The organism is Methylocystis sp. ATCC 49242 (assembly GCF_000188155.2).
Lineage (GTDB): Bacteria > Pseudomonadota > Alphaproteobacteria > Rhizobiales > Beijerinckiaceae > Methylocystis.
In genome coordinates, this window is record NZ_KE124773.1 from 1 (window position 1) to 26,651 (window position 26,651).

Sequence of the window (26,651 nt, forward strand, 5' to 3'; positions counted from 1 at the left end):
CCTGCAAATTTTTCACACGCCTACTTTTGCGAGCTCGCTTTACCGACCGCTTCAGCCAACCCGAGCTAGCCGCAACATGGGCCCAGCGGCACCATCATACAGACACTGCCGGTTCGCATAGCCGCGCCCCATTCCGCAATCAGCTCCTTATAGGCCTGACCTACCGCTCGCGGTTTGCGATCGAGGTCGCAGAGCCCCAGCAAGTTAATCCGCCCGTTGTCCTCCCGGAGCGCGGTGTCCCAATCGATCTGGTCTGTTAGAGAGTACCAGGTGAACCCTAAAATCGGCACCCCGCTGCTGCGAACATGTAGGACATTCGCCCATTCCTTATAAAGCCAGCGAACCGCTTCGTAGCCTTTTGGACCTTCTTCGAAGTTGGTCTCTGTGTGCATGACCGGAATTTGGTACCGCCAGTAATATTCGCTGGTGATCTCGTTGTAGCCGAAGATTTCTCCTGAGAAGGTAGCTTTTCCGTCTGCTGCTACGTAATGCTCGTTGGCGCCATAATAGTCATTTCCCATGATACAATGTCGCTTTAGACCCTGGCGCATGAAAAAATCATATTCGGCCTCGGTCATACCATTGTCCATGAGGAACCGGTAAATTTCGGCGCTGACGGAGTGAGCGTAATTCAGGTCGAGCGAAAGAAAACGTCTTTCGTTTAAGAGGTGCGCTCTTTGTGCCGCCTTTGGGCTGCTGGGGTGAAAATACTCCGAAGATTCGCTTTGTATGAAGATTGCGTCCGGCCGTATCGTCAGAATTGCTTTCATGGCAAGCACATTGGCTTTGACGATGTGCTTGATCGCCGTCACAAATGCTTTGTCGGTGTGGAGTTCCTCGTTCCACCATCCATAGGCAGCCGAGAACGTCGCGCAGACGAACATTTCGTTGATTGGCGTGAACAGCTGCACCCAGGGAAAACGCTGAGCGAACGCCTTGGCATAGCTTGCAAACAATTCGGGAAAATCAGGATTCTGGAAGTCGCCAATCCAGTCCGGGACCCCAAAATGACATAGATCCGCTATCGGGATCAGCCCGCGCTTGTTGAGTTCAGCGAAGGCAAGGTCTGCGAACTCCCAATCAAACCGGTCGGGCCCTAGAAATGCTTTGTAGAGAGGCGGCCCGTAGCGCAGGGCGCCTACGCCTAGTTCCTGGGCCAAGGCGAAATCCTCGCGCCAAAGCTCGTAATGCCGGCAGGAGGCCATTTCATCGACGCGCTTGCGACCGTTGTTAACGGTCGGGCTACTATTCTCGATTCCGGTGGCGAATAAGAACTGTGGCACGGCAGGGTCCATGGAGCCTTGGCCAACGCTTATCTATGAAGCTCTCAGGGGAAGGGAAGCGATCGACTCTACCTTGCTGATCTCCGATGAGGCTTTCGGCCGTCTACTCAACAGGAGTTTGGCCGGGCGGAACCTTCGTAGAAATAGGTGAATATCCGAGGGCCTTGCGCATATTGCAGGCGAAGCCTTCCAAGCTCAAACCCTGCGGCCTGGAGGAGCTCGTCCACCTTGCGATCGAGATGACAGCCTCCCGAGACGCAACGCCAGAGGGGCGTCAGTCTGCGTTGCCAGCGCGCCACTTGACCATCCGGCGCAAGCCCGTGCTCGATATAGAAGAGTTTGCCTTGCGGTTTTAAGACCCGCCTGATTTCCCTGAGCGCGGCGAGAGGGTCGGGCACGGAGCAGAGCGTCCAGGTCATCACCACGCTGTCCATGGTTCTGTCAGCAAATGGCAGAGTCGCCGCAGAGCCCTGGACCAGCCAAGCTGAAACCCCCGCCTCCTTGGCGCGCTTACGCGCCATTGCAAGCAATCGCGGCGATGGGTCTAATCCAATGACAGTCTCAACTTGCGCGCCATATTTTGTGAAATTCAGACCTGAGCCGACGCCGATTTCAAGGACACGTCCGTAGGCCTGGCCGGCGACTGTCAGGCGGTAATCGTCGAGCTGGCTCTGGCGCATGGCCAAATCCAGCAGCGTCGGGAGCACATTACGTTCGTAAAAGTTCACGATAGCCTCGGCTTACTCGACATAAGACGCCATATCGTAAGCTCAAGACAGAATTCGGGTGCGGCGCGCTTTTAGGCGCCGCACCCTGGGGATTTATTGGTTCTTACCACCGTTATAGAGATAAAGATGGCTTTTCGGGTGTTGGAACTCGGGCAAGTCGAGGAAGGCGCGAATAACATTGAGATGAAGCAGCGCTTCGTGCTCGTTTCCGGCTTTGCAAAGGTCCACGGCCTCATGCAAATGAACTCGCATTGACATCACCGCCGCCGTTATGTGCTCGTGACTGCCAATTCCTTTTGCCATAGAACTCGGCTTGCTGCCAGGCACAAGCTTGAGCGCCCCCCAGTCGCTCTTCGTCTTCTCGATCTCCGCGTTACAGTCCGCGGCCGCGGTCCCGGCGGTGGCGGCGATGATTGCCGCCGTAAACAGGATAGTCCTCATCCGTAAGCGCCCCTGTTCAAGCCTAGCGATTATTGACTAGGTTACGCATGGAAACCTAACATCCGGCGCAGCGGGAACAAGCCCAATTGTAAGGCGCCAAGTAGCCTGACGTTCAGATCCAGCGGCATCTGGCGCGCCTAAGGATTGCAACCGCACTGGGCGCTTCAAGCTTCGACTATGCCTATCGCTGGGCGCGTAGTCCCTCTCGGCATGATGAAGCCGCCGCACCTGCGAGCGTAACGCTTATCGTTTTCGCGTTTTCGCCGAGAAGACCCCGCCCTTGGGCATCGTTGTGGCGCACGCCATGAGCGTCATTATTCTCGCCTACGGCATTCTTGGTGGTCATTTGGCCTCAGGTGCTGCCTATTTTCTAAGGGTAAAGGGGACCCTTTGACGTCGGCGATGGCAATTTGACGCTGGTCTCGAAGTCAACCAAGCGAGCGCGACGATCGCAGTCCAAGGGCTGCAGTCACTAACGTCACCGTAACCAGGGCGTCGGCTGCGCGGAGCGTGTGTCTCCCGTCGATATTCGCGGTCGCCACAAAGGGCCTTCAGGCGCCGATGACCTTGCAGCGCAAAAGCCTAAATCTCGAGAGGCGATCCAGCATTTTAAAATTGTCCAGCTCAAAACCTAACAAGCAAGATCACCGCAATCTATGAAAGTAAAGAAGCATCAAACCGATCGCGATCAGCCCCAGCGTCACGATCCAATTCGTTCTCGGCTGCTTTAACTCGGCCCCGCACTCCGGGCATGTACGCCCCGGCCCGCAGATTTCTGATTTGCATTGAGGACATTTGGCTGTTTGCATGCTTGCTCCGGGCTCCGAAAGATCATGGCGGCATGAGGCCCAAATCCGTACCGGCGACTTCCCGTCCACAGTGTTTCGTGGTGGCGCCCTTGTATCAAACACTCGCGCGGCTGCCATTCTGATATTACCATTCAGGTCCGGCACGCCTACACAAATGTAGAGGCGTCTCTCTTTCTTGCGAGGCATTGGCCGTCAAGCCGCATGGCCCGCGAGCATGGGCTTTCGCTTTTTTTCGTCGGGGCATACTTAAATCCCATATCTCCGGCCCGCTGGTAAGGGACCCGCAAGGCGAAATCTCATAAAGCAATGTGCGGGCGCCAAGCGGCAGTTCAGAAAAGCCAAAGCATGTTCCACTGTGCACGTGATTTGCGCCAACACTCGACAGTTCCGATAGCCACAAAACGAGGGCTGGGCGCTGCGCTGCCTCTCGACAAGCTAGCGGCGGCCTCGAAGGCGCCAATCGACCGGGAAAATACATGGGAGCGCTTTTTGGGCCGGCACAACAGCTGGCGCCATCACAAAAGCTCGGGGCGTTTTCGCCTCATTTTCCGCGCGGCAAGCGCCTTGGGACTGGGACTGGCGTTGACGGGTCCAGGTTTCGGCCAAATGCCAGCCGCGGAGCACAAATCACACCATCCCTCTGGCCTGAATATCCCTGGTCAGACGAGGCCGGGCGCCTCGCAACCGGTTAGCCCAGGGACGACCGCCGGGAGCGGCGACGGCATGGGCGACATGATGCGGGAGATGAGGGCGCCGCCGCCAAAAGAATTATATCCGTCTCTGATGGAGCTTCCGTCGAGCCTACCGTCCGTCAAACGGGACGAGCTTAAGCAACGGGCTCTTGATCGGATGACGGCAGGGCGGAAACTTCTGTCCGACGGAATAGAGGCGCTATCGCGATCGGCGGCAGGCGACGATGTCCCCGGTATTGAGCAGGCGACCGCGCGCCTGCGGCAAGGGCTGGCGCAGTTTGAGAGCGGGCTTGCGGTCCACCAAGCTTTGGTCGGGGGCAAACCACCCCGCAGTATCGCGCTCGAGTGGTTCCGGCGTGAGATGAGGATGGAGACGCCGGGCCTTGCGGAGGCGCCACGCGGCGTGTTCGGGCTCTCATGGTTCCATTATGTCACGATCTTCATCTTGCTGACTTTCGCAACCACGATGGTCTGGATGTGGATCCGGAGGATGAATCGGGCGGAAGCATTAGCGGCGAATTTGACCTCCGCCAAACAGGCGGTTCCCGCGACGCCAATCCGCCAGGAGACCGAGGCGCCAGGCGGGACCGAGACGCTGGCCGCCGAACAACAGACACCGGGGGGCGCAACAGCTTCAACAGCTTACAAGGTCGTAGCGCCGGCCGCGCTTCCGGCCGGCCGATGGTCAGGGCAACTTCGCGTCGCGCAGATTTTCCAGGAGACGATCGAAGTTCGCACCTTCCGCCTGATGCACCCAGCCGGAGGCGATCTGCCCTTTGTTTTCCAGCCAGGCCAGTTCTTGACTGTCTCGGTGACGATCGAGGGGAGGGAATTAAGGCGGTCGTATTCAATTTCCTCATCGCCCTGTTGTCGTGGCTGGTGTGAGATTACGGTAAAGCACGCGCCGCACGGTTCGGTTTCCGGATTCCTTCACGAGCAGATCAAGGCGAACGATCTGATCGGAGCTTCGGGCCCCTATGGGAAATTCAGCTTCCGCGGCACAGAATCGCCCAGCATCGTGCTCATCGCGGGCGGGGTGGGGATAACGCCATTGATGAGCGCCCTGCGCTATCTGACCGACCAGAGCTGGTCGGGAGGTGTTTTCCTGATCTATGCCTGCGCGACGCTAAAGGACATTATCTTCCGTGAAGAGTTGGAGTACCTGGTCCGGCGCCATCCGAACTTACACGTTTCGTTCGTGCTTAGTAACGAGACTTCGGCGAACTGGACTGGACCGCGCGGATACATCACTAAAGAACTTCTCCTCCAGACAGTCCCTGATCTAGGCTCTCGGCGTGTGCATCTGTGCGGGCCCCTGCCCATGATGCAGGCGGTGACGCACATCCTGGGCGAGATCGGGGTCCCCTCCGACCAGGTGAAAACCGAAACCTTCCTCGGCCCGGAGCTAACGCCCCCGCCTCATACCGGCGGGCCGGTCTCCGCTCCGCCGGCGCCGGGGCTGGCAGTTCCCGTGTGTTCATTCGTGCGGTCGGGAAAAACCGCGCCCTTGCCCGCGGACAAGACCGTGCTGGAAGCGTCAGAAGACGTCGGCGTTAACATCGAATATTCCTGCCGCCAAGGCTACTGCGGAGTTTGTAAGACGAAACTGTTGTCTGGCCAGGTCGCCATGGCGGTCGAAGACGGCTTGAGTCTGGAGGACAAGGCCGCTCAGCTCATTCTGGCCTGCCAGGCCAAAGCGGCGACGGATATTGCAGTCGAGGCGTAGCCATGCAGGAACGCGAGCGCGTCGTTATCACCTGTCTTGTCCTCCTCATTCTGATCCTGGCGCTTGGATTCTTCGTGCATCGCTCCCCGCGATTTGCAGGCTCGCTTTCGGGCGGCGTGCTGGGAGTGTCCGGCGCGCTGCTCATGGCGAGCGGGCTTGTCTATGCGCTGATCAAACGGGTCGGTCCCCTCAAGAATGCCGTTGAGCGAAAATTTCCCCTGCGAACCTTGCTGTCCTGGCATATCTACACAGGAATTATCGGAGCGATCCTGGCGCTTCTACACACCGGGCATAAGTTTCAAAGTACGCTCGGCATCCTGTTGACCGGCGCTATGCTGATTGTGGTCTTCACCGGCTATGTTGGGCGCTATCTATTCAATCAGGTTGCGCAGGAAATTTTCGAAAAGAGGGTGATGCTTTCAAAACTACAAATCCGTTACGACGCCCTTGCGCTGGATCTTCGGCGTGGCGCCGAACCAAACTCGGCTTTTCCGGGCGGAAACGTGTGGGCGCGCCTCGTCGCTGGTCTGCTCCTTCCGAGCTCGGTCGTCGCGGGTGGAAGCGTAAACGCGGCGCAAGCTTTTGATTTGGCGGAGGCGATGGCCGATGTTGAGTACTCGATCAAGATGCACGACGCTTTTAAGGCCGCGCTCAACTGGTGGCTGAAACTGCACATCGGCTTTTCGACTGCATTTTACGCCCTGCTGGGCATTCATATTTGGTCAGGCCTGTATTATGGGCTGAGGTGGTTCCATCCATGAGCAAATGGCTCTTGATGGCGATCGTGCTTGGTCTCGCTCTGGCGGCGAGCGCCCTGGGCGTCTTTCGCGTGCACGTGACGGCCAGCGCCTCGCGCTTGCAGGATTTTGTCAGCCCCGGCAAGCTGTCGGCGGCTCATGCGTTCCTTGAGAGTGACTGCTCAGCGTGTCACACGCCGCTTCATGGGATTGAAGCCGCCAAGTGCATAGCATGTCATGCCAACAATGAGACGCTTCTCCAACGGCAACCGACGGCGTTTCATTCTAGCATCGACCAATGCAGCGCCGGATGCCACCTTGAACATCAGGGCGCGGGTATGCGTCCAACCGCGATGAACCATGCGGCGCTCGCCTGGATTGGGTTAGGGGAGACGGACGCATCTGCGCCGCAGCGGTTGTTGAATTGCGCGACGTGCCACGCCACCAAAGACCGCCACGTCGGCTTATTTAGCTCCGATTGCAGTCTCTGCCATGGAACCGAGCGGTGGACAATCACCGGATATGTCCATCCCTCGCCTCGATCGAGCGATTGCGCGCAATGTCACCAGGCTCCGCCAAGTCACTATATGGAGCATTTTCGCATGGTTTCAGAGAAGGTAGCAGGAATGGAACATGCGCAAGTGAATCAATGTTTCCTCTGCCACCAAACGACGGCGTGGAACGATATCAAGAGGGTTGGATGGTACAAGCATCATTAGGGAGTGGGTGGCGCAGCTGGACTGGGCAATGGCGCCGCCGTTTTGGCGGCGTGCTCACAGCCTGTTGAGAGAGATCAACCAACGTAAAGCGGGAGGACTTAATATGACCATCAGGAAAACCATGCAGGCGACGGCGGTTCTTGCCTTCGTCAGCGTCGCAGCTGGCTTGACCCCTGTGCTTGCCGAGGAGAAAGGTCAAGGCATGATGGAGCAAGATCATATGGGCGGAATGATGGGACAGCGGCGCGGCAAGATGAACGGGATGGCCGACAAGGAACGGCAGGAGCATGTGAAGAAGATGGATAAGCAAATGCAAGATCTAAATCATCACATGAAGATGATGGAGGGCGTTAAGAACCCGGATGAAATGATGACCGAGATGAAAAAACACATGCAGATGATGACCAACATGATGGACGAAATGCTACGTCAGCAAGAGCAAACGATGGGTAGCCCGGGAGGGATGGAGGACCATTAATAAACTTTGTTTTACCAAGCGAATGTCGTTTCAAAACAGCGCTATGCGGACGTGCTCCACGCTCGAAAGGCGTCTGGCGAGAGCTGCCGGCGACCACATCGGCCGCCGTTCAGCTTCGCGTCAATATCTTTATCAAATGCGCCCTTACGCCGGCAGCTGCTTCTCATTTTTTAAAGCATGCAAGCAGAGCAAAACCCGCCGACCTGGCGCTCGTCAGAGATCCATTCCTGGCGGGAAGGGCGTGTTCGGTTAAGCGACGCGGCGGACCTCCGCCCACCATTTCCACAGCACGTAGATTGCCGGATAGATCAACAACTCCAGGAGGAAACTCGTGACCACGCCGCCGACCATCGGCGCCGCGATTCGTTTCATGACGTCCGATCCCGCGCCGCCGCCCCACATGATTGGCAACAAACCCATGAGGATGGCGAGGACGGTCATCATTTTTGGGCGCACGCGCTGGACCGCGCCCTCCATCACCGAGGCTTCCAGATCATCGAGGCTGTTCATCCGGCCCTCACGCTTCCAGCGATCATAGGCGACGTCGAGATAAAGCAGCATCACCATGCCGGTTTCCGCATCAACGCCCGCAAGTGCGATGATGCCCACCCAGACGGCGACGCTAAGGTTGTAGCCAAGCGCCCACAGCAACAGAAACGCGCCCACGAGGGAGAAGGGGACCGCCGACATGACGATAAGCACCTTGGGCAGCGAGCGGGCGTTTAAGTACAAGAGGACCGCGATGAGAAACAACGTAATCGGGATGACGTATTTCAGCATCTCTCCGGCGCGTTGCATGCCTTCGAAGGATCCGCTCCACTCGAGCCGATAACCGGGGGGCAGCTTCACCATTTCGGCGACAGCCTTTCTCGCGTCATCCAGGTAACTGCCGGTGTCTCGCCCCTCGATGTCGACATAGACGTAGCCAACGAGCTGGGCTGCTTCGCTTTTGATCAGAGTGGGGCCATCAACAAACTGTATGTCGGCGAGCTCCTCCAACGGCACCTGCGCGTCGGTAGGAGTAGCGACAAGCACGCGGCGAAGCTTGTTGAGGTCATCGCGCAACTCACGCCCGTAGCGAACGTTCACAGGGAAACGTTGCCGCCCTTCGATGGTCTGCGTCAAATTTGAACCGCCGACCGCCGCAACGATGACATCCTGCACGTCCGCCACCGAGAGGCCGTAGCGCGCAATTGCAGCACGATTAATGTCAAAGTCCAAATAGTAACCCTGCGCCACGCGCTCAGCAAAAGCGCTGCGCGTTCCTGGCACCGATTTAACCGCCGCTTCGACTTCGGTCAGGATGCGGCCGATCTCGGTGAGCTTTGGCCCATAGACCTTGACGCCAATGGGCGTTCGTATGCCGGTCGACAGCATGTCGATCCGCGCCTTGATCGGCATCGTCCAGCTGTTGGAGAAACCTGGCACGCTCGCCTTCATCGCCGCATTCATCTCGGCAATTAGTTTCTCTGGAGTCATCCCGGCCCGCCACTGATCCGCCGGCTTCAGGTTGATGACCGTCTCGACCATCTCCAGCGGCGCAGGGTCGGTTGCGCTGTTGGAACGACCCGCCTTGGCGAACACGCTTGCCACTTCCGGGAAGCTCATCAGGATCTTGTCCTGCTCCTGGATGGTTTGCTTCATGGTCTGGATCGACGAGCCCGGCAGCGTCGCAGGCATGAAGAGGAGCGACTCTTCCCATAGCGGCGGCATAAACTCACGTCCGAGGGTAGCGTAGATCGGGACGATCGAGGCGATCGCAAGCAGCGCCACAACCACCATTCCATAGCGGAATTTGAGCGCTATCCGCGCGACCGGGCGATAGAGCCATATCAGCAGCCGGTTGACCGGATTTGATTCCTCCGCCGGCACTCGGCCGCGGATTAATAGGGTCATCAGGAACGGCGTGACCGTGATCGACAGCATCGCCGCGAAAAACATGCTGAAGGATTTGGTATAGGCGAGCGGCTTGAACATTCGCCCTTCCTGATCCTGAAGGGCGAAGACTGGCAGGAAGCTGACAGTGATGATCAGCAACGAGAAAAACAGCGACGGGCCAACCTCTCGACCCGCCGCAATGATGACTTCGAGGCGAGGCAGGCGCTCGGCGGGGGGCTTGGCCTCCTCGCGTTCAATATGTTTATGAGCATTCTCGATCATCACAATGGCGGCGTCGACCATGGCGCCGATCGCGATGGCGATGCCGCCGAGGCTCATGATGTTGCTCGTGAGGCCGATCCATTGCATGGCCACCAAAGCCATTAACACCGCGAGCGGCAGCGTGATGATGGCGACAAGCGCGCTGCGCACATGAAATAGAAAGACCAAGCAGACAAGGCTGACGATGGCGCTCTCCTCTAGCAGCCTATCGCGGAGCGTCTTGACCGAATGCGTGATGAGTTCGGATCGGTCGTAGGTTATGACAAGTTCAACGCCTTCCGGCAGAGAAGGCTGGACGGTGGTCGTGATCGCCTCTTTGACGCGGTTCAACACGCCGTAGACGCTCTCGCCAAAGCGAACGACGACGATCCCGCCAGCGACATCGCCCATCCCGTTGAGGTCGGCGACGCCACGACGGATATCAGGACCGATCTGGACGAAACCGATGTCGCGAACGAGAATGGGCGTGCCATCGGACTGCGCCCCGACAGCGATGTTTTCAATGTCACTGGGCGTCTGAATATAGCCTCTGCCGCGGACCATATATTCGCGGCCGGTGAACTCAAGCACGCGCCCGCCGACCTCCTGGTTGCTGCGGCGGACTTGGTCGACGACCTTATTGATAGGGATCTTGTAGGCGAGGAGCTTGTCGGGGTCGACCGTGACTTGATATTGCTTAACGAGACCGCCGATCGGCGCGACCTCGGCGACGCCGGGAACGGCGCGCAGCTGATATTGGACCTGCCAGTCCTGCAGCGTGCGCAGGTCAGCGAGCGAATGTTTGCCAGTTTTGTCGATAAGCGCATATTCCAGCGCCCAACCGACGCCGGTCGCGTCGGGGCCGAGCTTGGGCGAAACCCCCTGCGGCAGCTTGCCCGCCATGCCGCTGAGATATTCGAGCACGCGGGTGCGCGCCCAATAGAGATCCGTGCCATCTTCGAAGATCACATAGACCAGCGACTCGCCATAAAAGCTGCTGGCGCGGACGGCTTTGACATGCGACGTCGACAACAACTGCGTCACGATGGGGTAGGTGATCTGGTCCTCGATGATGTTCGGACTCCTGTCCTCCCATTGCGTGGCGACGATCACCTGCACGTCGGAAACGTCCGGCAGCGCGTCAAGCGGCGTCTTGACGATCGCCCATAGCCCAGCCCCCAGAATCGCGAGCGCCATCAGGAGAATCAGGAAGGCGTTGCGGGCGCTGAATTCGATTATGCGGGCAATCATCGCTGACCCCTGGAGTCTGGCTGCGGATAACCTTCTCGAGCGGATCAGTGGCCCATTGTCGAGTGGTCGGGCGCTGGCGGCGCGGCATTGCCGCTCCCAGGCGGTTCGGGCGGCTTGGGCGCATTTTGCTCGCCGCCTCCGCCATGCTGCATCCCGGCCATGCTCCCGCCGCCCGCTCGTAGCCGGCTTTCCGAGTCGATGAGGAAATTCGCCGAGGTGACGATTTCCTCCCCCGCGCTTAGTCCTCCGAGGACCTGGAAGCTGCCGTCAAAGGCGAGCGGACTAATTTTCACCTCGACCGGCACGAAACGATCGGCGGACACAACCTTGAAAGCGATGTCGCGCTCTCCCGTGCGGATAATTGCCGACGACGCGACGGTTAGGCCGACGCCCATTTCATGAGAAATCAGCACATTGGCAAACATGCCGGGTTTGATGACGCCGTCGGGGTTGTTGAGTTCGATGCGAACCTGAACGGTGCGCGCCGCTTCTTCGACGACCGGCTCGATGAAAACGACCTTTCCGTCGAAAGGTCTATTTGCCAGCGAAGGGAATGTCACTTTGGCGGGCATCCCCAAGACAACGTGGGGAAGTTCATAAGCAAATATCTTTGCTTGCACCCAAACCGTCGATAAGTCGGCGACGTTATAAAGTTCCGCTTGAGGCATCACATATTGGCCTTGAAAGGCCTTCTTTTCGAGGATCGTGCCCGTGATCGGACTACGCAGGATGAGCGATTTGCTGGGCTTGCCGGTTCGCTCCAGCTCATCGATCGTCGATTTGGGAACATCCCATAAGGCCAAGCGCTGGCGCGTAGTTTCCACAACCGTCCGCTGCGCCTCAGAGGGGGAACTCCGGCTGTATTGCAGAGCGGCAAGGAACTCACGTTGTGCGGCGAAAAAGGCGGGGCTATAGATCGAAAGCATCGGATCTCCGGCTTTGACTTTCTGCCCGGTGACGGAGATGAACAGCTTCTCGACCCAGCCCTCGGTTTTCAGATGGATATGGGCTATCTTGGTTTCATTGGGCCGGACAATGCCGACAGTGCGGATGTTCATCACCAAGGTCGTCTTTTCGACGCGCCCGACCATGACGCCAATCCGTTGCTGGATTTCGGGGGCGATTTGGACTTCCGCATATCCTGAAGGCAAGGCAGGACCGGATGACGGAGGCGCCGCGCCGGCCGGCGGCATTTTCATTCCCGGCATTTGATGTCCGCTATGGTCCTGCGCCGCTCCGACGCCGGCGCCGACCATCGCCAACAGCAAAACCGCCACCCCTCCGAGGCTCAGATATCGCGTCATGGGTTCAAAGCTCGCTTCTAGGGCTTGTATTGTGGCAGGGGCGGAGGCTCGATCGTTGCGATCAGCGCTGGCCTTCCCAGCGTTTCAATGTCGACGCCGGCGAGGGCTTCGAGTTCGGCGAGCCGCCTTTCGCGCTCGATTCGGGCTTCCGCGACCAGCCGGCGGATGTTGATATACGTCCGCTTGCTGTCGATCAGATCGGCGAAGCCGACAGTGCCCGCGGCGTATGCCTCACGCGAACTGTTGAGCAATTGCTCGACGAGAGGCGTCAAACGCCGGTGGAAGAAACTCGTCTGACGTTCGGCGTTGCGCATGAAATAAAGCGCGGCGACGAAGCTGGCGGCTCGGTCCTTCTCTGTCTGGCGAATTACGGCCTGTGAGGAACGAACCATTGCTTCGGCGTTGTCAATGGCGGCCTGGATCTGCGGCAGCGTGGTCGGCAACATCACCATCGCGGCGACCGTCTGGGAAATGCTGCCGTTGACGCTGAAGGATGGGCTGATGTCCGGTACATAGGCAAGAAGCGCCACCTCTACCGCGTCTTGCCGTCCAGCGACCTGATGGGCGAGAGCCTCCAACTCTGGATTGCGGTCAACCGCCATAGCAATCAGCCGCGCATCGTCGCGAATGACGGAGCGGGGCGGCGGCAAGCCGGAAACCTCGAGCGGCGCATTAGCATCACGCGCCAGTAGGCCGTTCAATACGCTACGCGCCGCACGCACCTCCGCTTCCAGGTTGCGCAGGTTGTTCTTCGCCAACTCCGAGTCCGTCTCTACCTTCAACAAGTCCTGCAGCGGCGCGCCGGCTTGCGCGCGAGCTGCCGCGGACGCCGAGAGTTGCTTGAGGAGATTGACATTGTCTCGCTCGATACGCGCTCGCTCGGCGGCGAGCGCGAGATCGAGATAGGCGTTAAGGACGCGCCTTTGAAGGTCGAATTTCGCGACTCTGAACCTTTCGCCAGTTTCTCGCGCCGCCTCGAACGCCACCCGCCCCGCGGCTTCCACTTTTATCGGAAGCTGCAAATTCATCGAGGGGTCGAAACCGGCGCTGATGGTCATGCGATCCCAGGCCTTCATGTTCTCCCGCGAGAACATGTAGCTATAGCCGAGCGCCACCCTGCTGTTGGGCCAGGCGGCGGCTTGATTGACCTGAATCAGCGCTCCTTTCCAGTTGAAATAAGCCGACTCGAGGTCGCCATTGGCGAGAAAGGCCCGGAAAAGGATGTCCTGCCAGCTTGGCCGAAGCGGTAGTTCGGGAAGCTCTCGCAATTCCTGAGGCGTTTCGAACGTCGCGCCGGTCGTCGCCAGTTTAGCCTGTTCTTCGACGATCTCCGGCGGCGCGAGCACGCATCCGCTGAGGGCTAGCGGGCCGCCCAGGAAGCAGATAAGAAGAAAAACGCGGCAGGTAAGCATCCCTTTTTATTGCGGAGGCGCCGGCGCCCTGTCCAGCGTAACAGGGGCCTTTGAGGCGGCGTAGGGGCGATCTCCACAGGATGCGGCGGCTCCAGCGCCTTCTCGGCTAGGCTCGACTCTTTCCTAATCGTTGCGGCGCGACCAAGTCTTTAGGTCCTCTCTCTAAAGACGCATCACAGGACGCCAGGGGCAAATGGGCAGGCAGACAGAATCGTCACTCCCAGACCTACGCTTGGGGAGCGGTCCCCGCGATGACGCGCGAGCCCTCTCTGGAGAAAAGCGGCAACTTGCTTTTGAAGGGTTGGGCGAGATTAACGACGCTTTCCTCCGCCTATCCGGCGACGCGGTCCACTATCAGATCGATTTCTGGGAGCGATCGATCCTGTATTGGGACACGCTTCGACAGCGCGCCGATAATATGATTGCTCATGAACGGGCAGGAAAGCCGCCTCTGCTCGATTTTGACTATGAAATGCTCCTCGACGCGCGGCGTTTCGATCGGCCAGTTAGCTACGCCTTGTTGCGCATAACCCGCAGCGGCGACGCATGCTTCGACCGGTGCGTCGATCCGTCCAAGCCGCCCGTGATCCTGCTCGACCCGCGCGCGGGCCACGGTCCCGGGATTGGCGGCATGAAGCGCGACTCCGAAATCGGTATGGCGTTGCATGAAGGGCGCCCTGCCTATTTCGTGACCTTTTTCCCTGAGCCTTGCCCCGGCCAGACCCTCGCCGACGTTCTCCACGCCTTGCGGCGTTTCGCCGAAGAGGTTGCAGAGCGTCACCCGGGTAAACCGCCGGTGCTTTATGGCAATTGCCAAGCGGGCTGGGCAGTCGCCTTGCTTTCCGCAGATTGCGAAGGCTTCGTGGGCCCCGCGGTGCTGAATGGGTCGCCGCTGTCTTATTGGGCCGGCGAAGAGGGCGTCAACCCAATGCGCTTGGCTGGAGGACTGGTCGGCGGCGCTTGGCTGCCGCATTTCCTATCCGACCTCGGCGATGGTCGATTTGATGGGGCGTGGCTCGTTCAAAACTTTGAAAACCTCCGTCCGGAAGCTGTCTGGCAAAAATATGCAAATCTTTTCGTCCATATAGACAGCGAACGCGATCGCTTCTTGGCGTTCGAACGGTGGTGGAGCGGGTTTTATTTCCTCGGACGAGACGAAATCCTCGCCATTGTGGAAAATCTCTTCATCGGCAACCAGATCGAGCGGGGAAAATTCCGGGTGTGCGATTGCTGCTACGCGGATTTCCACCGAATCAGAAACCCGCTCATCGTCTTTGCCTCGCATGGAGATAATATTACGCCGCCTCACCAGGCGTTGGGGTGGATATCTGCGGTCTACAAGACGACCGAAGATCTGGAGCGTTCCGGACAGCGAATCGTTTATCTGACGAACCCTCACATTGGGCATCTTGGCATCTTCGTTTCGGCAAAAGTCGCGCGACTGGAGCATCGCGCCATTCTTGAGAGCCTAGCCGAAATCGAGACGCTGCCGGCGGGCCTTTATGAAATGAAGATCCATAACCCGACAGGCGACCGCGATTGCCGAAAGCCCCAGTTCCAGGTGTCGTTCGAAAGACGTAAGGTGTCGGATATTCGTTATCCGGCGCCTACATTGGATTTCGATTTTGCCCGACGCGTCTCTGAAACAAACGAGCTGCTCTATGCGAGCTTTGTAAGCCCTCTCATCCAAGCGATGGCTACTCCTTGGAGCGCCGCCATGCTCGAGTGGCTGCATCCAATGCGGACAAGCCGCTATCTTCTGTCCGAAGAATTTTGCCCATGGATGCCTGGTATTCGTGAGTTCGCCCGCGTCGTCGAAGACCAAAGATCCGGCCCCCTTCCTGAGGACAACTTTTTCTGCAAGATGGAGCGGGGCTGGATCGAGTTCGTGTCCAAATCGCTGGAAGCCTCCCATAACGCCAGGGACGCCTTCCAGGAGCAGGCTTTTGCCCTTCTTTATGGCAAGGCTCCTCCCACTGAGCGATGATGATCATTGCTGGCTCAGCGGAGCCAGCGGTCTCGGTTTAGCTTTTTGCCAACGCATCAGATCCGGTGATCAGCTCCAGGAGTTCGGTCGTTATTTCGCCTTGCCGCGCGACGCCCTCCTCTTGCTTGAGCTGTTGGAGCTTTTTCTCGACGTTTTCATGGGCTGATTCCATGGCCGCAAAACGTTCAGCATTCTCGCTTGCGATGGATTCGACGGCCGCCTCCATGAGCATGGCGAAGACATATTCGGTCATCAGCGATTCATGCAGGGCGATCGGCTTCAAGTTGAGAAGCGGCGGCTGGCGCGGTTGCTTAGGCGCAAGCGCCTTCAGATCGAGAGGCAACACCAAACGTGTTTCAATCGCAGGCGCGCCTCCCTGGCGGTGGCGTGCGTATACGGCTTCAACCCGCGATATTTCACCATTTACAATCAAAGTGTATAGTTTATTGACCAGCCGAAAGATGACTTCCGGCGCGCCGGTTAGACGCGTCGCCATCGGCGCGTTCCAGGCCATTTCTCTGCCCCGCTCTGTCACGAGCGACGCGCCGCGCGATCCCAACACGAACAGCAAGTCTGCTGGAGCGAGCACCCCTTCGGCAGCCTCGAGGAGCCGCGTATTGAAGCTCCCAACAAAACTATGCTCCGCCATATAGAGGACCGTGGCCTTCTTCCCGTGTCCCTCTTGCCTCTCGGCGGCCGGCTCCGGCATGAGCGGCAGAGTGCTGGCCAATGCTGCGGCGACGGCTTCCGTGTAGCGCGCTGCGGCGGGAAGCGCGCGTAGGGTTTCTTGCAGCCTCATTCCCGCGAGCGAGCGCATCGCCCCAACGATCTCGCTCAACTCGTGGATGCTGCCGATGTGCGCCTGGATCTCAGCGAGCCGCATTACTGCTCATCCTGTCGCTCAGGAGCGCTGGCTAATAATTCCAGCACATGGTGCAGGCGATTGCGCAGATCTTCTGACAGAGCCTCAGACCTCTCATCTAGCGATAGTGCTTCTGGGCAATGCTGAGCCAACCAAGGCCCCAAGCGGCTTCGGAATTTTTTGACTTCCTCAGGCTTTAGTTTGTCCAGAACGCCAGCGTTCAAGGCTAAAAGCAGCGCCACTTCTTCGCCGAGCGCTAATGGCGCAAACTGAGCCTGCGCGAGCACGGCGCGGATTCTTCGCCCGTGTTCAATCGTCTTTCGGGTCCGCTCATCCACCATTGTGCCAAAGCGGGTGAAGACCTCGAGCTCTAAAAACTGGGCGTATTCGAGCCGCAAGCTTGCTGACAGCCCTTTGAGTACGGGGGCCTGGGTCTTGCCCCCCACGCGGGAAACGCTTTTGCCAATATCGACGGCGGGCTTTTGGTCTTCGTAAAACAGACGTGGATCAAGATAGATCTGCCCGTCGGTAATCGAGATGAGGTTTGTGGGGATATAGGCGCTGATGTTGCCGGCCTGAGTCTCGGCGATCGGCAAGGCCGTCAAGGAGCCGCCCCCACGCTCCGGCGCAAGCCTGGCCGCCCGCTCGAGAAGCCGGGAATGAATGTAGAAAACGTCTCCAGGGTAGGCCTCGCGGCCAGGCGGCCGCCGCAGCAAGAGTGAGATCTGCCGGTAGGCCGCCGCATGCTTTGTGAGGTCGTCGATCACAAGCAACACATCGTGCCCCCGCTCGACAAAATATTCGGCCATCGTGCAGGCGGAATATGGCGTGAGCCACTGGAGACCAGGAGGGGAATTAGCTTCGCCCACGACAAACAGACAGCGTTCCGGCGCGCCGTAGCGTCGAAGGGCGTCGACAACCTGCGCAACCGATGAGGCTTTTTGTCCGATCGACGCATAGATGCACAGCACGTCGCTATTGCGTTGGTTTATCATCGAATCGACCGCAATCGCCGTCTTCCCCGTGCCGCGGTCGCCGATAATGAGCTCGCGCTGTCCTCGCCCTATCGGGATCATCGCGTCGATCGCCAATATTCCAGTCGCGAGGGGACGGGTGACCAGGGCGCGGTCAATGATGGTCGGAGCCGGCCGCTCGGTCGGCGCTGTCGAAGTATCGGGGATGGGGCCCTTGTCATCGAGCGGGGCGCCAAGGGCGTCGACCATGCGGCCGAGAAGCGAATAACCGACAGGCGTGCGTGCGACCTCTCCGGTTCCGCGGACGATTCCGCCCGAGGCGATACGACCCATGTCGCCGAGCAGCATGCAGCCTATCAGGTCTTCACCGAGGTCCACTGCCAGCCCGCGTACGCCGCCCTCAAAAATCAGAAGTTCATCGAGGCGCGTGTGCGGCAGCCCTGAGACCGTGGCGACTCCGTCGCCGACCTTTTCGACACGGCCGATTTGCTCGAGCCGTGGCTCCAGTTCGATCTGCCGGATTTTGGCGCGGCTGATGTCCGCCCAATCACGCAAATCCGCCGAAAGCTCGGTCATGTCCTGGTTAGCTCCGATCGAATCGCGCCGAAAGCGCTTCGCCACGAATAGCCCAAAGTCGCGTTACGGAAATGGAGTTCGGCGCCGGCGATGAGGTTGGGGTCCACATCGAATTCAAGGCCGACCTGTTCTCCGAGCAACTTACGAAGCCGCGCGCGCCAAATCTCTTTGGTGTTGTCGTCGACAGGCATAGGGATGCTGATCGTGACAGCAGGGTCGCCCCCCTGCTCATTATCGACGAGCGCCGCTCTTTCCGTCTTAGAAAGAGAAGCGAGCCGTCCCTCTAGTTTTTCAAACCAGGGTTCTGTTCTCACCTCAGTGGGCATCTCGCCTAGGAGACGCTTTGTAACCTCGTCCGTTAAATCAAGCGATAGGCTCCGGGCGGCTAAAGCCGCTTGCGCGCGCTCATCCGCGAGCGTTTTACGCCCCTCTTCAAGAAGAGTCTCGGCGTCGCGTTCGGCTTGTTCCCGTCTTGCCTGGGCAGCCTGCTCAGCCGTGGCCGAGGCCTTTTTTAACAGGGCTTCCCGTTCGCCAAGGATGGCGGTTCGCTCCGCTTCCGCCGCAGCGAGCAGTCTCTTTGCCTCTTCTTCCGCTGCGCTCGCCTCCGAAGCCTGTTTCTCCATTTCCTGCCGCCGCGCATCAATCATATTGAGCGTCGGCTTGTACAAAAGGCGATGGAGCAGCCACACGAGGATGGCGAAGTTTATCGTCTGCAGGCCGAGCGTCCACCAATCGAAGGTCATGGATTATCCTGCGTAGGGATTGGCGAACAGCAGCAGCAGTGCGATGACAAGGCAATAGATCGCCATTGTTTCGATCATCGCGAGGCCGACGAAAAGCGTCCGCGAAATGACCCCGGCCGCTTCGGGCTGTCGGGCGATCGCTTCCATTGCCGCCGCGACCGCTCGCCCTTCAGCCAAGGCGGGGCCTACTGCCCCCATGGAAACAGCGATTGAGGCGCCGATGATGCTGATGATTTTCGGGTCCATAGAGCCTCCTTAGCCTTTCTCAATGCTACCGATCGCGGCGCCGATAAAAACAGTCGCGAGAACGGTGAAGATATACGCCTGAATGATCCCAAGCAGCCCTTCCAGCAACATGAGCGGCACTGGCACGAAAAGCCCGGCAAGCGATACAACGAGGGCGATCATGAACTCACCGCTCATCACATTGCCGAACAGTCGCACCATGAGCGAGAAGGTGCGCGTCACTTCGGAGACGATATTGAGGGGCAACATGATGAGTTTTGGCTCGGCGAAACTTGCAAGATACTTGAGCAGTCCTCGGCTCCTGATCCCGAAGTAATGCACCGAAAAGAACACGATGAGAGCAAGCGCCGCCGGCGTTTCCAGCTTGCTTGTCGGCGCTTCGGCCCCCGGGATCAGAGAGGATAGATTGGCAGCCACGAGGAATATGAACAGGGTCCCGAGCAGAGAGAGGTAGGGTCTGGGGTCTTTCTGCAGCACGTCCTCGATTTGCCGCATGACGCCAATGACGATGAGCTCCAGCACCGCCGCGCGCCTATCGGGCACGGAAGGCAAGCTGCGCGTTACAAGCCACGAGCCGATGGAGAGCGCCAGCATGATCGCCCATGTCGTCACGACTGGGCGGGTGATGGGAACCGGTCCGATCTGGAAAATAACCGCGCTCTCGAGGGGGGAATGTTTTCGAGCCGGCGGTCGGACAGCTTTCTGTGCTTCGACGAGCTTAGAAAGCGTTGCAGACGCCTCAATGGCCGGGCGAAATTCAGGATCAACTCTGAGCGCAGCCTCGAGATCCTGCCGGGCGAGCGGCAAATTACCTTGCGCGCGATACATATCGGCGCGGTCGACGCGGGCTTGAAGAAGTTCCGGATTGAGCTGGATGGCCTCCGAAAAGTCCCGCAGGGCGTTGTCGAGTTCTCCCTTCGAGCGAAAGAGCGTCCCACGCTTCCAGTAAAGCTCAGCCGATTTTGGAGCCCGCCCGATGGCCTCGGTGACGTCAGAAAGCGCCCGGTCGACGTCGCCCTTGGCAAGATAAGCGTCGCCGCGGCCAACGTAAGCTTCGACCTGTGTAGGATCGATGTCGAGAACCCGCCGATAGTCGGCGATGGCGGCGTCCCATTGCTTTCCGGCCCGAAAAGCCTCTGCTCGGCGCAGGAGCGCAAGGACGAAGCGCGGTTGAAACGCTAACGCCTGGGTGTAGTCCGTGATGGCGCGCTCACGGGCGCCCTTGTCATAAAACAAGGCCGCCCTGTCGGCGTAGGCCTGAGCCGATTTCGGGTCAAGTTGCAGCGCGTGTTCCACATCGGCGATGGCGCGGTCGAGGTCTCCCGCCGCGCGATAAGCTTCGCCGCGATTTAGGTACGCCGCAATCCGGTTGCTTTTGCTCTCACGCCGCCCGGCGATAATACTGCCGCACGCTTCTATGCGATGTTGCAGATTTGGGCCGAAACATTCTCCGAAGCTGGCCTGCTGGGAAAAGCTCCCAGTCTGGAACATTAAGAGGAAGGCCACGGCAAAAGCGAAGCAAATTCGCGCTCGCCCTTGTACAAAGCTACGCAAAAGATAGAGTGCGCTTTGCCGAGTAAGGGCCATATCATCGGCCTCTTCGCTGTTGCAGCGCAAACTGGCGAGCAATAAGGAGGCCGACAAAGGTGGCGAGTAAGGGCGCGGCCCCAAGGCGCGCCATGAAGAACAGCAGGATCGTCACGGCGATTATTCGGGCCGCCGTAAGGGTGGTAGGGACCATCCAGCCCGAGCCCGCGACAATGCGCGCCACCGTTGCACGCATTGCCGCGAAATAAGCGAGCCCAAAGACGAAGCCCGATATGGCTGCGACTGCTGCGGGAAAAGCAATAGAAATAACCTCCGGAGTCATTCGCTTTGCATCCTTTTCCACGCTAGCGCGCATCCGAGCGCGAGGCCGATTGCGAGCAGACTCAAGGTCCAGAAGATGCCGGAAGCGAGACGGCCGTCGAGCCAGCGCCCAACAAAGACGCCGATCAATGTGGGCGTCACGATTGTCCAGCCCAAAGCGCCGATAAGCGCGAGGTTGCGTCCAATCGGGCGCTCCCCTTCTTGTTGGCCAAGCGCGCGTCGGCCCCGCCGTAATCTGACAGCTTCTTCAAGATGGTCGTGGTTCTTTCGCTTCCCCTCATTCATGCAACCGCGCGCCCTTTCCGCCCTCAGCCCTTAGAAAGCAGCAAATCTGTCTAATCGCTGCGAGGTATAGCCGTTGGGCGTCGATGCGAGCGGCTTTGTCTTCTTCTTGCGCTCGGCGGAAAGCGCTGAGCACTTCTGCTTCTAGCGTGACCAAATCGTCGGATTGCACGGCTTCCTTTGTGGCGATCGTAACCTCATCTCCCCCGCGCACCTCCAAGATTCCCCCACGCACCGCCGCGTGATGCTCAGTTCCCTTAGAGTCCCGCCAACTTACGACCGAAACCGTGAGCGCTGTAAGGAAGTCAGCGTGACCGGGCAAAACGCCAAACGCGCCTGATTCATCCTCGGCGCGAAGATAAGCGACATCCCAACCATCCAAGACGGTTGCAAGCGGGGTGTAAACGTTGAGTTTCATTTTGCGCTTCTCATTGTCGCCTCTTTCCCACGCGCCTCTGTGATATCGCCCACCATGTAGAGTGAGCTTTCAGCCCAGTCATCGGTCTCGCCCTTTAGGATTGCGCGACATCCAGCAAGCGTCGCCTCAAGCTCAATCGATCGGCCAGGCATTCCGGTAAAACTCACCGTGGCGAGAAACGGTTGGGTTAGAAAACGCATGAGACGGCGGGCTCTTTTGACCGTGCTGCGATCAGACGCGCTTAGCTCTTCGATACCGAGCAGAGCGATAATCTCCTGAAGCTCACGGTAATGTGCAATCGCGCTGCGGACATCCTGCGCGGTTCTGTAATGGACGTCGCCAACCAACCTGGGGTCAAGGAGGCTCGAGGTGGAGGCTAAAGGATCTATCGCCGGGTACATTCCCTCGCTCGCCATGTCGCGGGAAAGAACAATGGAAGAGTCCAGGTGGCTAAATATTTCCGCGACAGCCGGATCGGTAAAATCGTCTGCTGGCACATAGACGGCTTGGATCGATGTAATGGCGGCCCCAGCAACCGAAGCGATTCGCTCTTCGAATTCAGCAATCTCAGTCGACAACGTCGGTTGGTAGCCGACGCGGGAAGGAAGCCGCCCGAGCAGCCCAGAAACTTCTCCTCCTGCTTGGACTAGACGATATACATTGTCGACGAGAAGCAGAACGTTTTCATGGGCGGTGTCTCGGAAATACTCGGCGATGGCGAGCGCAGTGAGTCCGGCGCGCCAACGCGCTCCGGGCGGTTCGTTCATCTGCCCGAACACGAGCGCAGTCTGTTTCAGCACGCCAGATTGGCCAAGTTCCAGGAGTAGCTCATGGCCTTCGCGCGAGCGCTCGCCAATGCCGCCGAATACCGAGATGCCAGAATGCAGCTCGACAGTCGTTCGTATAAGCTCCATGATCAAGACTGTCTTGCCAACTCCTGCGCCGCCGAACATCGCCGCCTTGCCGCCCTTTACCAGTGGGGCAAGGAGATCAATGGCTTTAATGCCAGTGCGGAAAATCTCCAGGCTGCTCCCGCGCCTGGAAATTTCTGGAGGAGCCCTATGAATGGGGCGTCGTTCAATATCGAGTGGGAAAGCCGGCCCATTGTCAGCGGGCTCGCCCAAAGCGCCGAGGAGCCTTCCGAGCACGGGGGTTCCGACGGGCACTTGGATTGGAGAGCTCAGAGCGCGTGCGGGGGTCCCGCGCTTCAGGCCCGCCGTATTCTCTAATGCGACGGCGCGAACGGTGCTCGCATTTAGATGCTGCTGGACTTCCGCAATAACGGGAGCGCCAAGGTCCCATTGGATGGACACCGCTTCGTTTATGATCGGAAGATGCTCGGGCGAGAACCGCAGGTCTATCACCGACCCGTGCACCGCGATCACGCGTCCGGTCGGTCGGGCGTCATTGACTTCTCGATTCATCGAAGCGGCCAGTTTAAAGGGTCTTTCCCCGAAAGTTTCAGAGGGCGACGAAGTCCTGTCAACTCGCCAGCCGCCCTAGCGCCGATCTTCAGCGAATGGTCCCTCGGCAGCTATGCAGCATTTGGAAAAGCTTAGGCTCGATTTTCTGACCAAAAACCTGCTCGACCAACAAAATCTAAGCAGGGACCAGAAATCCCTGCTTAGGTTGTGTTATCTAGCACTGCCACTCCCACTGGCCCATATAATCGTTCCATTCCCAGCAGACGCCGGGGTTGAGGGGACGCCAAGGCCGGCTCCAATCGCGGTGCTGATAGCGCCAGTGCGCGCCGTAATTCTGCAGGTTCCCGCTACCAGGGAACGGGCCGGCGCGTTGGGCTTGTGCTGCCGGCGCAGCGAAGAATAGCGCCGCTAATGTCAAGAGGACGAGTTTTCGCATGTGGCTGCCTCCTCCGGATGGCGTCGCCGTCGCCGGGCGTCACAGGACTTGGCGGCGGCGTTACTTGGAGCGAGAGATAGGGCGGCGTGGATCCGAAGGGAGTGACGAAGAAGCCTGGAGACGAGGTCCGGCGCTCCGATAACCGAGAGCCCGCATTGGAGATGAGCACGCGTGCGCTTCTCATTTTTTGCCCTGTTGGCCGCCTTGGCGAAGGGTCGGCGTGACGACGGTGGACATGGATGATTGCCTCAAGGGGATAAACGGCGAAAACGCCGACCCGCTGGTCGGTGCGGCGCTGAACTGCGGCCTGATGCAAACCATCCTGCCGCCAGCCGAGATCATAGTTTCCTCGACGATGATGATTCGTGCGGCCGCTCAGGCTACGCGACGAACTTGAGCCCCACGGTCTTTCTGGCCCCCCAGACTTTCGGCCGCCAATCGCCTAACTTGCAGCAGTAGGGCGCAGAAGCCCGACGTCGAGACGTCGGAGGTGGCCTGGCTTTTCCGCGACCGCCGAGATCGTGGCGTTTTTATTTTTTTTCAGCAGACGCGCAGACGACAGAAGGTCGTCCTCTGGGGCGCAAATAAGCGGAGCACCGGAATAAGTCACCCGTGAACTATCCATAAGGCGCTGTTGAGACACTGTTTTCCGTATTGGAAAAGTATCGTTTTTTGCAAGAAAGCGGGTGCTTTCGGTCTGTTTTCCGGCGATTTGATCTGGGCGGCATGGCGTGATTCTCTCCTTTTCGGGATCGAAAAGGGAGACGCTTTCGATGCGGCCGAAGGAGCGACGCGACAGCGGGCAGAGCGATCTTTTCCGGGCGCGGCTCGATCAGATCGTCGACAGGGCGCATCCGCTCGTAAAGCTCGCCGCGGCGATCGACTGGGGCTTTCTCGAGCAGCGCTTCGGCGCGGTTTATTCCGACGGTCCCGGCCAGCCGCCGCTGCCGACGCGGCTCATGGCCGGCCTCGCGATTTTGAAGCACATGCACGACCTCTCCGACGAGGTTTTGTGCGACCGCTGGCTGGAAAACCCCTATTATCAGCTGTTCTGCGGCGAGGAGTTTTTCGCCCATCGGCTGCCGTTCGACCGCTCGTCGATCACCCGCTGGCGCCAACGCATGGGCGAGGAGAAGCTCGCGGCGCTATTGCAGGAGAGCCTGTCCGTCGCGACTCGCACCGGCGCAGCGAAGCCCGCCGACTTCACCAAGGTGATCGTCGACACGACGGTGCAGGAGAAGGCCGTCGCCTTCCCCACCGACGCGAAGCTCATGCACCGCGCGCGAGAGAGGCTTGTGCGGCTCGCCAAAAAGCATGGCGTCGCGCTGCGCCAGTCCTATGAGCGAATCGGCAAATACGCGCTCATCGACCATCAGCGCTACAAGCACGCCAAACAGCACAAGCGGGCGAACAAGGCGCTGCGCAAGATCAAAACATTCCTTGGCCGCGTCATGCGCGACATCGCCCGCAAGGCAAAGGGAAACGAGGCGCTCATCGATGTCTTTCGCCGCCCATTGTGGCTGGCCGAGCGCGTGCGCGAGCAGCGCCAGAACCAGAGGGGCAAGAAGGTCTACAGCCTGCATGCGCCGGAGGTGGAATGCATCGGCAAGGGCAAGGCCCACAAGCCCTATGAGTTTGGCGTGAAGGTGTCGGTGGCGACGACGCTGCATCGCTCGAAGGGCGGGCAGTTCATCGTTCACGCCAAGGCGCTGCCGGGCGCGCCTTACGACGGCCACACGCTGGCGACGGTCATCCCCGAGATGGAGCAAATGATCGGCGCGCCGATGCAGCGCATTCTCGCCGACCGCGGCTACCGCGGCCACAATGCCCCGCCAGAGCGCAAGTTCCGAGTGTTCATCGCCGGCCAGAAACGGCGCATGACCAAGGCGATCAAGCGCGAGATGAAGCGCCGCTCCGCTGTCGAGCCGGTGATCGGCCACGCCAAGACCGACCACCGCATGGGCCGAAACTTCCTCGCCCACGCCATAGGCGACGCCGCCAACGCGGTGCTGGCCGCCGCCGGCTACAACTTCAGACGCCTGCTGGCCTGGCTGAAGTTTTTGCGCGCCTTCATCGACGCGCTCTTCTCAGCCTATGGCGAAGCCCTGTCCGCAGCTTCAAGCGCATTCTTCACGGGAGACGAATAAAAATAACGAAGTAATGGCGTTGTGAGGCGCGGCCGTGGCGGCGACGTCCTTTCCCGGTCTCGCCCAGCAGCAGGAAGCTGGTCATGGCGGATGCTATGTGACCCTGAGCCCGACTGACGCGACGAGGGTGAAACGCATCGATAAGCTGCGGCCAACCGAGGCGGCCTCTACAGGAGCGCCATGGGTGCGGGTGGTTGTTCGAAAGGTCGATCTTCCCGCGACTCGCATTACCGTCGCCCATGGAGCCATCCATCGAATCCGCACGCCGGCGATGACGATACAAAACATCCCGGTTACGGACGCCGCCTATCTCGCCTCGCTCCGTGGGGGCGATGAAATCGAGATTCAATGCGACCATAGCGGCGGGGTCGCGAGAATCGTCAACATCCGCATAGGACGAAAATCGAGAGTCCGCCGTGATGACGTCGATTGCCGCCGGCTCTCTACAACGCTCCTCCATCTTGCGATCATACCGCGGATCGCGATTGCGGATCGTTCCTGGCCTGCGGACGCTCCGTATGCCGCCGTGGGCGCCATGCGCCTATTCGGTTTGGCGCCTGTCAAAACCCAGAACAGACCGGTTTTTCTGTAACGCTTGTGACCACGCAACATCCGCGTATCGCCGTACTGGTCGCGCTCGCCTGACGCTAGGGGGTCCCTCCTTGGCGCAGGCGAGACGGTGCGACAGCGGCTCGTCGCTGAAACCGCCCAACAGGCGTCCGGCGAAGGCGTGGTCAAGAGGGTCAACGCGGAGGCACGCAAGCTGCTAATCGCGCATGGTCGGATCCCATCGCGGGATCCGAGCCATTGCCTGAGCGGGTATCGTTGTTGTTCATGGAGTGGGCCTTGAAAGCGGCGTGGCGTGGTTAAACCCGAGCGTGTAGCGTTCGTTCAAATACAGGCGCCGATGAATGATGGGGACACAAGCAAGCCACCGGGACACCCCTTGTTGCTGAGTAGCCTACAGG

Annotated in this window: 23 protein-coding genes; 8 read left to right on the plus strand and 15 right to left on the minus strand. The window is 59.3% G+C overall.

All coding sequences use genetic code 11. From position 1 onward, the window contains the following. Nucleotides 1–65: 65 nt before the first annotated feature. The 3 genes from MET49242_RS01220 to MET49242_RS01230 form a co-directional block, all read right to left on the minus strand. The gene (locus MET49242_RS01220; RefSeq protein ID WP_051133907.1) at nt 66–1,295 is read right to left on the minus strand and encodes a family 1 glycosylhydrolase; all 1,230 of its coding nucleotides are present in this window, start codon (nt 1,293–1,295) and stop codon (nt 66–68) included. Nucleotides 1,296–1,390: 95 nt separating this feature from the next. Continuing rightward, nucleotides 1,391–2,011: a class I SAM-dependent methyltransferase gene (locus MET49242_RS01225; RefSeq protein WP_036279808.1), complete on the minus strand. Its 621-nt coding sequence runs from the start codon at nt 2,009–2,011 to the stop codon at nt 1,391–1,393. A gap of 93 nt (nt 2,012–2,104) precedes the next feature. Continuing rightward, nucleotides 2,105–2,452 (minus strand): hypothetical protein, encoded by a 348-nt coding sequence (locus MET49242_RS01230; protein ID WP_036279811.1) that lies wholly within the window; start codon nt 2,450–2,452, stop codon nt 2,105–2,107. Between the two features lie 1,532 nt (nt 2,453–3,984). On the opposite strand from MET49242_RS01230, the gene MET49242_RS01235 reads away from it, so the two are divergent. The 4 genes from MET49242_RS01235 to MET49242_RS01245 are packed head-to-tail and all read left to right on the plus strand — an operon-like array spanning nt 3,985 to nt 7,613. Next, a complete protein-coding gene (locus MET49242_RS01235) occupies nt 3,985–5,679 on the plus strand; it encodes a 2Fe-2S iron-sulfur cluster-binding protein (protein WP_158497228.1) in 1,695 nt (564 codons plus the stop codon). Between the two features lie 2 nt (nt 5,680–5,681). Continuing rightward, on the plus strand, nt 5,682–6,440 hold the full coding sequence (locus MET49242_RS01240; RefSeq protein ID WP_036279813.1) for a hypothetical protein: 759 nt from the start codon (nt 5,682–5,684) through the stop codon (nt 6,438–6,440). Further along, the gene (locus MET49242_RS23760; protein ID WP_084678818.1) at nt 6,437–7,135 is read left to right on the plus strand and encodes a hypothetical protein; all 699 of its coding nucleotides are present in this window, start codon (nt 6,437–6,439) and stop codon (nt 7,133–7,135) included. The genes MET49242_RS01240 and MET49242_RS23760 overlap by 4 nt, the downstream gene beginning before the upstream one ends. A gap of 7 nt (nt 7,136–7,142) precedes the next feature. Further along, nucleotides 7,143–7,613, plus strand: a complete 471-nt coding sequence (locus MET49242_RS01245; RefSeq protein ID WP_144259409.1) for a DUF4175 domain-containing protein — start codon at nt 7,143–7,145, stop codon at nt 7,611–7,613. A gap of 249 nt (nt 7,614–7,862) precedes the next feature. On the opposite strand, the gene MET49242_RS01250 is transcribed toward MET49242_RS01245, so the two are convergent. The 3 genes from MET49242_RS01250 to MET49242_RS01260 all read right to left on the minus strand — a co-directional run bounded on the left by MET49242_RS01250 (nt 7,863) and on the right by MET49242_RS01260 (nt 13,653). Next, entirely contained in the window at nt 7,863–11,003 is a 3,141-nt protein-coding gene (locus tag MET49242_RS01250; RefSeq protein ID WP_036279819.1) for an efflux RND transporter permease subunit, read from the minus strand. A 44-nt stretch (nt 11,004–11,047) separates the two neighbouring features. Beyond that, the gene (locus MET49242_RS01255; protein WP_144259427.1) at nt 11,048–12,259 is read right to left on the minus strand and encodes an efflux RND transporter periplasmic adaptor subunit; all 1,212 of its coding nucleotides are present in this window, start codon (nt 12,257–12,259) and stop codon (nt 11,048–11,050) included. Between the two features lie 65 nt (nt 12,260–12,324). After that, on the minus strand, nt 12,325–13,653 hold the full coding sequence (locus MET49242_RS01260; protein ID WP_244430625.1) for a TolC family protein: 1,329 nt from the start codon (nt 13,651–13,653) through the stop codon (nt 12,325–12,327). 367 nt (nt 13,654–14,020) lie between these two features. Between MET49242_RS01260 and MET49242_RS01265 the strand changes: the two genes are divergently transcribed. Further along, nucleotides 14,021–15,706 (plus strand): DUF3141 domain-containing protein, encoded by a 1,686-nt coding sequence (locus MET49242_RS01265; protein ID WP_371212508.1) that lies wholly within the window; start codon nt 14,021–14,023, stop codon nt 15,704–15,706. Between the two features lie 37 nt (nt 15,707–15,743). Here the strand turns inward: MET49242_RS01265 and MET49242_RS01270 are convergent, their stop codons facing one another. The 9 genes from MET49242_RS01270 to atpD are packed head-to-tail and all read right to left on the minus strand — an operon-like array spanning nt 15,744 to nt 23,100. Beyond that, nucleotides 15,744–16,589: a F0F1 ATP synthase subunit gamma gene (locus tag MET49242_RS01270; protein WP_036279823.1), complete on the minus strand. Its 846-nt coding sequence runs from the start codon at nt 16,587–16,589 to the stop codon at nt 15,744–15,746. Further along, nucleotides 16,589–18,118: a F0F1 ATP synthase subunit alpha gene (locus MET49242_RS01275; protein WP_051133911.1), complete on the minus strand. Its 1,530-nt coding sequence runs from the start codon at nt 18,116–18,118 to the stop codon at nt 16,589–16,591. The genes MET49242_RS01270 and MET49242_RS01275 overlap by 1 nt, the downstream gene beginning before the upstream one ends. Continuing rightward, nucleotides 18,115–18,861 carry a F0F1 ATP synthase subunit delta gene (locus MET49242_RS01280; protein WP_036279826.1) on the minus strand — a complete coding sequence of 249 codons (747 nt, stop codon included), beginning with the start codon at nt 18,859–18,861 and terminating at the stop codon, nt 18,115–18,117. The genes MET49242_RS01275 and MET49242_RS01280 overlap by 4 nt, the downstream gene beginning before the upstream one ends. 3 nt (nt 18,862–18,864) lie before the next feature. After that, complete coding sequence (locus tag MET49242_RS01285; RefSeq protein WP_036279829.1) at nt 18,865–19,107, minus strand: F0F1 ATP synthase subunit C; 243 nt, start codon at nt 19,105–19,107, stop codon at nt 18,865–18,867. Nucleotides 19,108–19,116: 9 nt separating this feature from the next. Then, nucleotides 19,117–20,694, minus strand: a complete 1,578-nt coding sequence (locus MET49242_RS26470) for a F0F1 ATP synthase subunit A (RefSeq protein ID WP_084678821.1) — start codon at nt 20,692–20,694, stop codon at nt 19,117–19,119. Nucleotide 20,695: 1 nt separating this feature from the next. Beyond that, nucleotides 20,696–20,977 carry an ATP synthase subunit I gene (locus tag MET49242_RS01295; protein WP_036279832.1) on the minus strand — a complete coding sequence of 94 codons (282 nt, stop codon included), beginning with the start codon at nt 20,975–20,977 and terminating at the stop codon, nt 20,696–20,698. After that, nucleotides 20,974–21,261 carry an AtpZ/AtpI family protein gene (locus tag MET49242_RS01300; RefSeq protein ID WP_036279840.1) on the minus strand — a complete coding sequence of 96 codons (288 nt, stop codon included), beginning with the start codon at nt 21,259–21,261 and terminating at the stop codon, nt 20,974–20,976. The genes MET49242_RS01295 and MET49242_RS01300 overlap by 4 nt, the downstream gene beginning before the upstream one ends. Next, nucleotides 21,254–21,676, minus strand: coding sequence for a F0F1 ATP synthase subunit epsilon (locus MET49242_RS01305; RefSeq protein ID WP_036279842.1), 423 nt, complete (start codon nt 21,674–21,676; stop codon nt 21,254–21,256). Before MET49242_RS01305 ends, MET49242_RS01300 begins: the two co-directional genes overlap by 8 nt. Further along, nucleotides 21,673–23,100, minus strand: coding sequence for a F0F1 ATP synthase subunit beta (gene atpD / locus MET49242_RS01310; protein WP_036279845.1), 1,428 nt, complete (start codon nt 23,098–23,100; stop codon nt 21,673–21,675). Before atpD ends, MET49242_RS01305 begins: the two co-directional genes overlap by 4 nt. Nucleotides 23,101–23,756: 656 nt before the next feature. Between atpD and MET49242_RS25385 the strand changes: the two genes are divergently transcribed. The 3 genes from MET49242_RS25385 to MET49242_RS26475 all read left to right on the plus strand — a co-directional run bounded on the left by MET49242_RS25385 (nt 23,757) and on the right by MET49242_RS26475 (nt 26,275). Further along, nucleotides 23,757–23,933 carry a hypothetical protein gene (locus MET49242_RS25385; protein WP_158497229.1) on the plus strand — a complete coding sequence of 59 codons (177 nt, stop codon included), beginning with the start codon at nt 23,757–23,759 and terminating at the stop codon, nt 23,931–23,933. Between the two features lie 376 nt (nt 23,934–24,309). Beyond that, nucleotides 24,310–25,683 carry an IS5 family transposase gene (locus tag MET49242_RS01320; protein ID WP_036280056.1) on the plus strand — a complete coding sequence of 458 codons (1,374 nt, stop codon included), beginning with the start codon at nt 24,310–24,312 and terminating at the stop codon, nt 25,681–25,683. Nucleotides 25,684–25,873: 190 nt separating this feature from the next. Then, nucleotides 25,874–26,275, plus strand: a complete 402-nt coding sequence (locus MET49242_RS26475; RefSeq protein ID WP_371212510.1) for a copper-binding protein — start codon at nt 25,874–25,876, stop codon at nt 26,273–26,275. Nucleotides 26,276–26,651: the final 376 nt, after the last annotated feature.

Bases quoted from the DNA above. Each gene is read 5' to 3' on its own strand.
- MET49242_RS01220 (WP_051133907.1), bottom strand. From the start codon at position 1,295: ATGGACCCTGCCGTGCCACAGTTCTTATTCGCCACCGGAATCGAGAAT.
- MET49242_RS01230 (WP_036279811.1), bottom strand. From the start codon at position 2,452: ATGAGGACTATCCTGTTTACGGCGGCAATCATCGCCGCCACCGCCGGG.
- MET49242_RS01235 (WP_158497228.1), top strand. From the start codon at position 3,985: ATGGGCGACATGATGCGGGAGATGAGGGCGCCGCCGCCAAAAGAATTA.
- MET49242_RS01240 (WP_036279813.1), top strand. From the start codon at position 5,682: ATGCAGGAACGCGAGCGCGTCGTTATCACCTGTCTTGTCCTCCTCATT.
- MET49242_RS23760 (WP_084678818.1), top strand. From the start codon at position 6,437: ATGAGCAAATGGCTCTTGATGGCGATCGTGCTTGGTCTCGCTCTGGCG.
- MET49242_RS01250 (WP_036279819.1), bottom strand. From the start codon at position 11,003: ATGATTGCCCGCATAATCGAATTCAGCGCCCGCAACGCCTTCCTGATT.
- MET49242_RS01255 (WP_144259427.1), bottom strand. From the start codon at position 12,259: ATGGTCGGCGCCGGCGTCGGAGCGGCGCAGGACCATAGCGGACATCAA.
- MET49242_RS01270 (WP_036279823.1), bottom strand. From the start codon at position 16,589: ATGCGGCTCGCTGAGATCCAGGCGCACATCGGCAGCATCCACGAGTTG.
- MET49242_RS01275 (WP_051133911.1), bottom strand. From the start codon at position 18,118: ATGACCGAGCTTTCGGCGGATTTGCGTGATTGGGCGGACATCAGCCGC.
- MET49242_RS01280 (WP_036279826.1), bottom strand. From the start codon at position 18,861: ATGACCTTCGATTGGTGGACGCTCGGCCTGCAGACGATAAACTTCGCC.
- MET49242_RS01285 (WP_036279829.1), bottom strand. From the start codon at position 19,107: ATGGACCCGAAAATCATCAGCATCATCGGCGCCTCAATCGCTGTTTCC.
- MET49242_RS26470 (WP_084678821.1), bottom strand. From the start codon at position 20,694: ATGGCCCTTACTCGGCAAAGCGCACTCTATCTTTTGCGTAGCTTTGTA.
- MET49242_RS01295 (WP_036279832.1), bottom strand. From the start codon at position 20,977: ATGACTCCGGAGGTTATTTCTATTGCTTTTCCCGCAGCAGTCGCAGCC.
- MET49242_RS01300 (WP_036279840.1), bottom strand. From the start codon at position 21,261: ATGAATGAGGGGAAGCGAAAGAACCACGACCATCTTGAAGAAGCTGTC.
- MET49242_RS01305 (WP_036279842.1), bottom strand. From the start codon at position 21,676: ATGAAACTCAACGTTTACACCCCGCTTGCAACCGTCTTGGATGGTTGG.
- atpD (WP_036279845.1), bottom strand. From the start codon at position 23,100: ATGAATCGAGAAGTCAATGACGCCCGACCGACCGGACGCGTGATCGCG.
- MET49242_RS01320 (WP_036280056.1), top strand. From the start codon at position 24,310: ATGCGGCCGAAGGAGCGACGCGACAGCGGGCAGAGCGATCTTTTCCGG.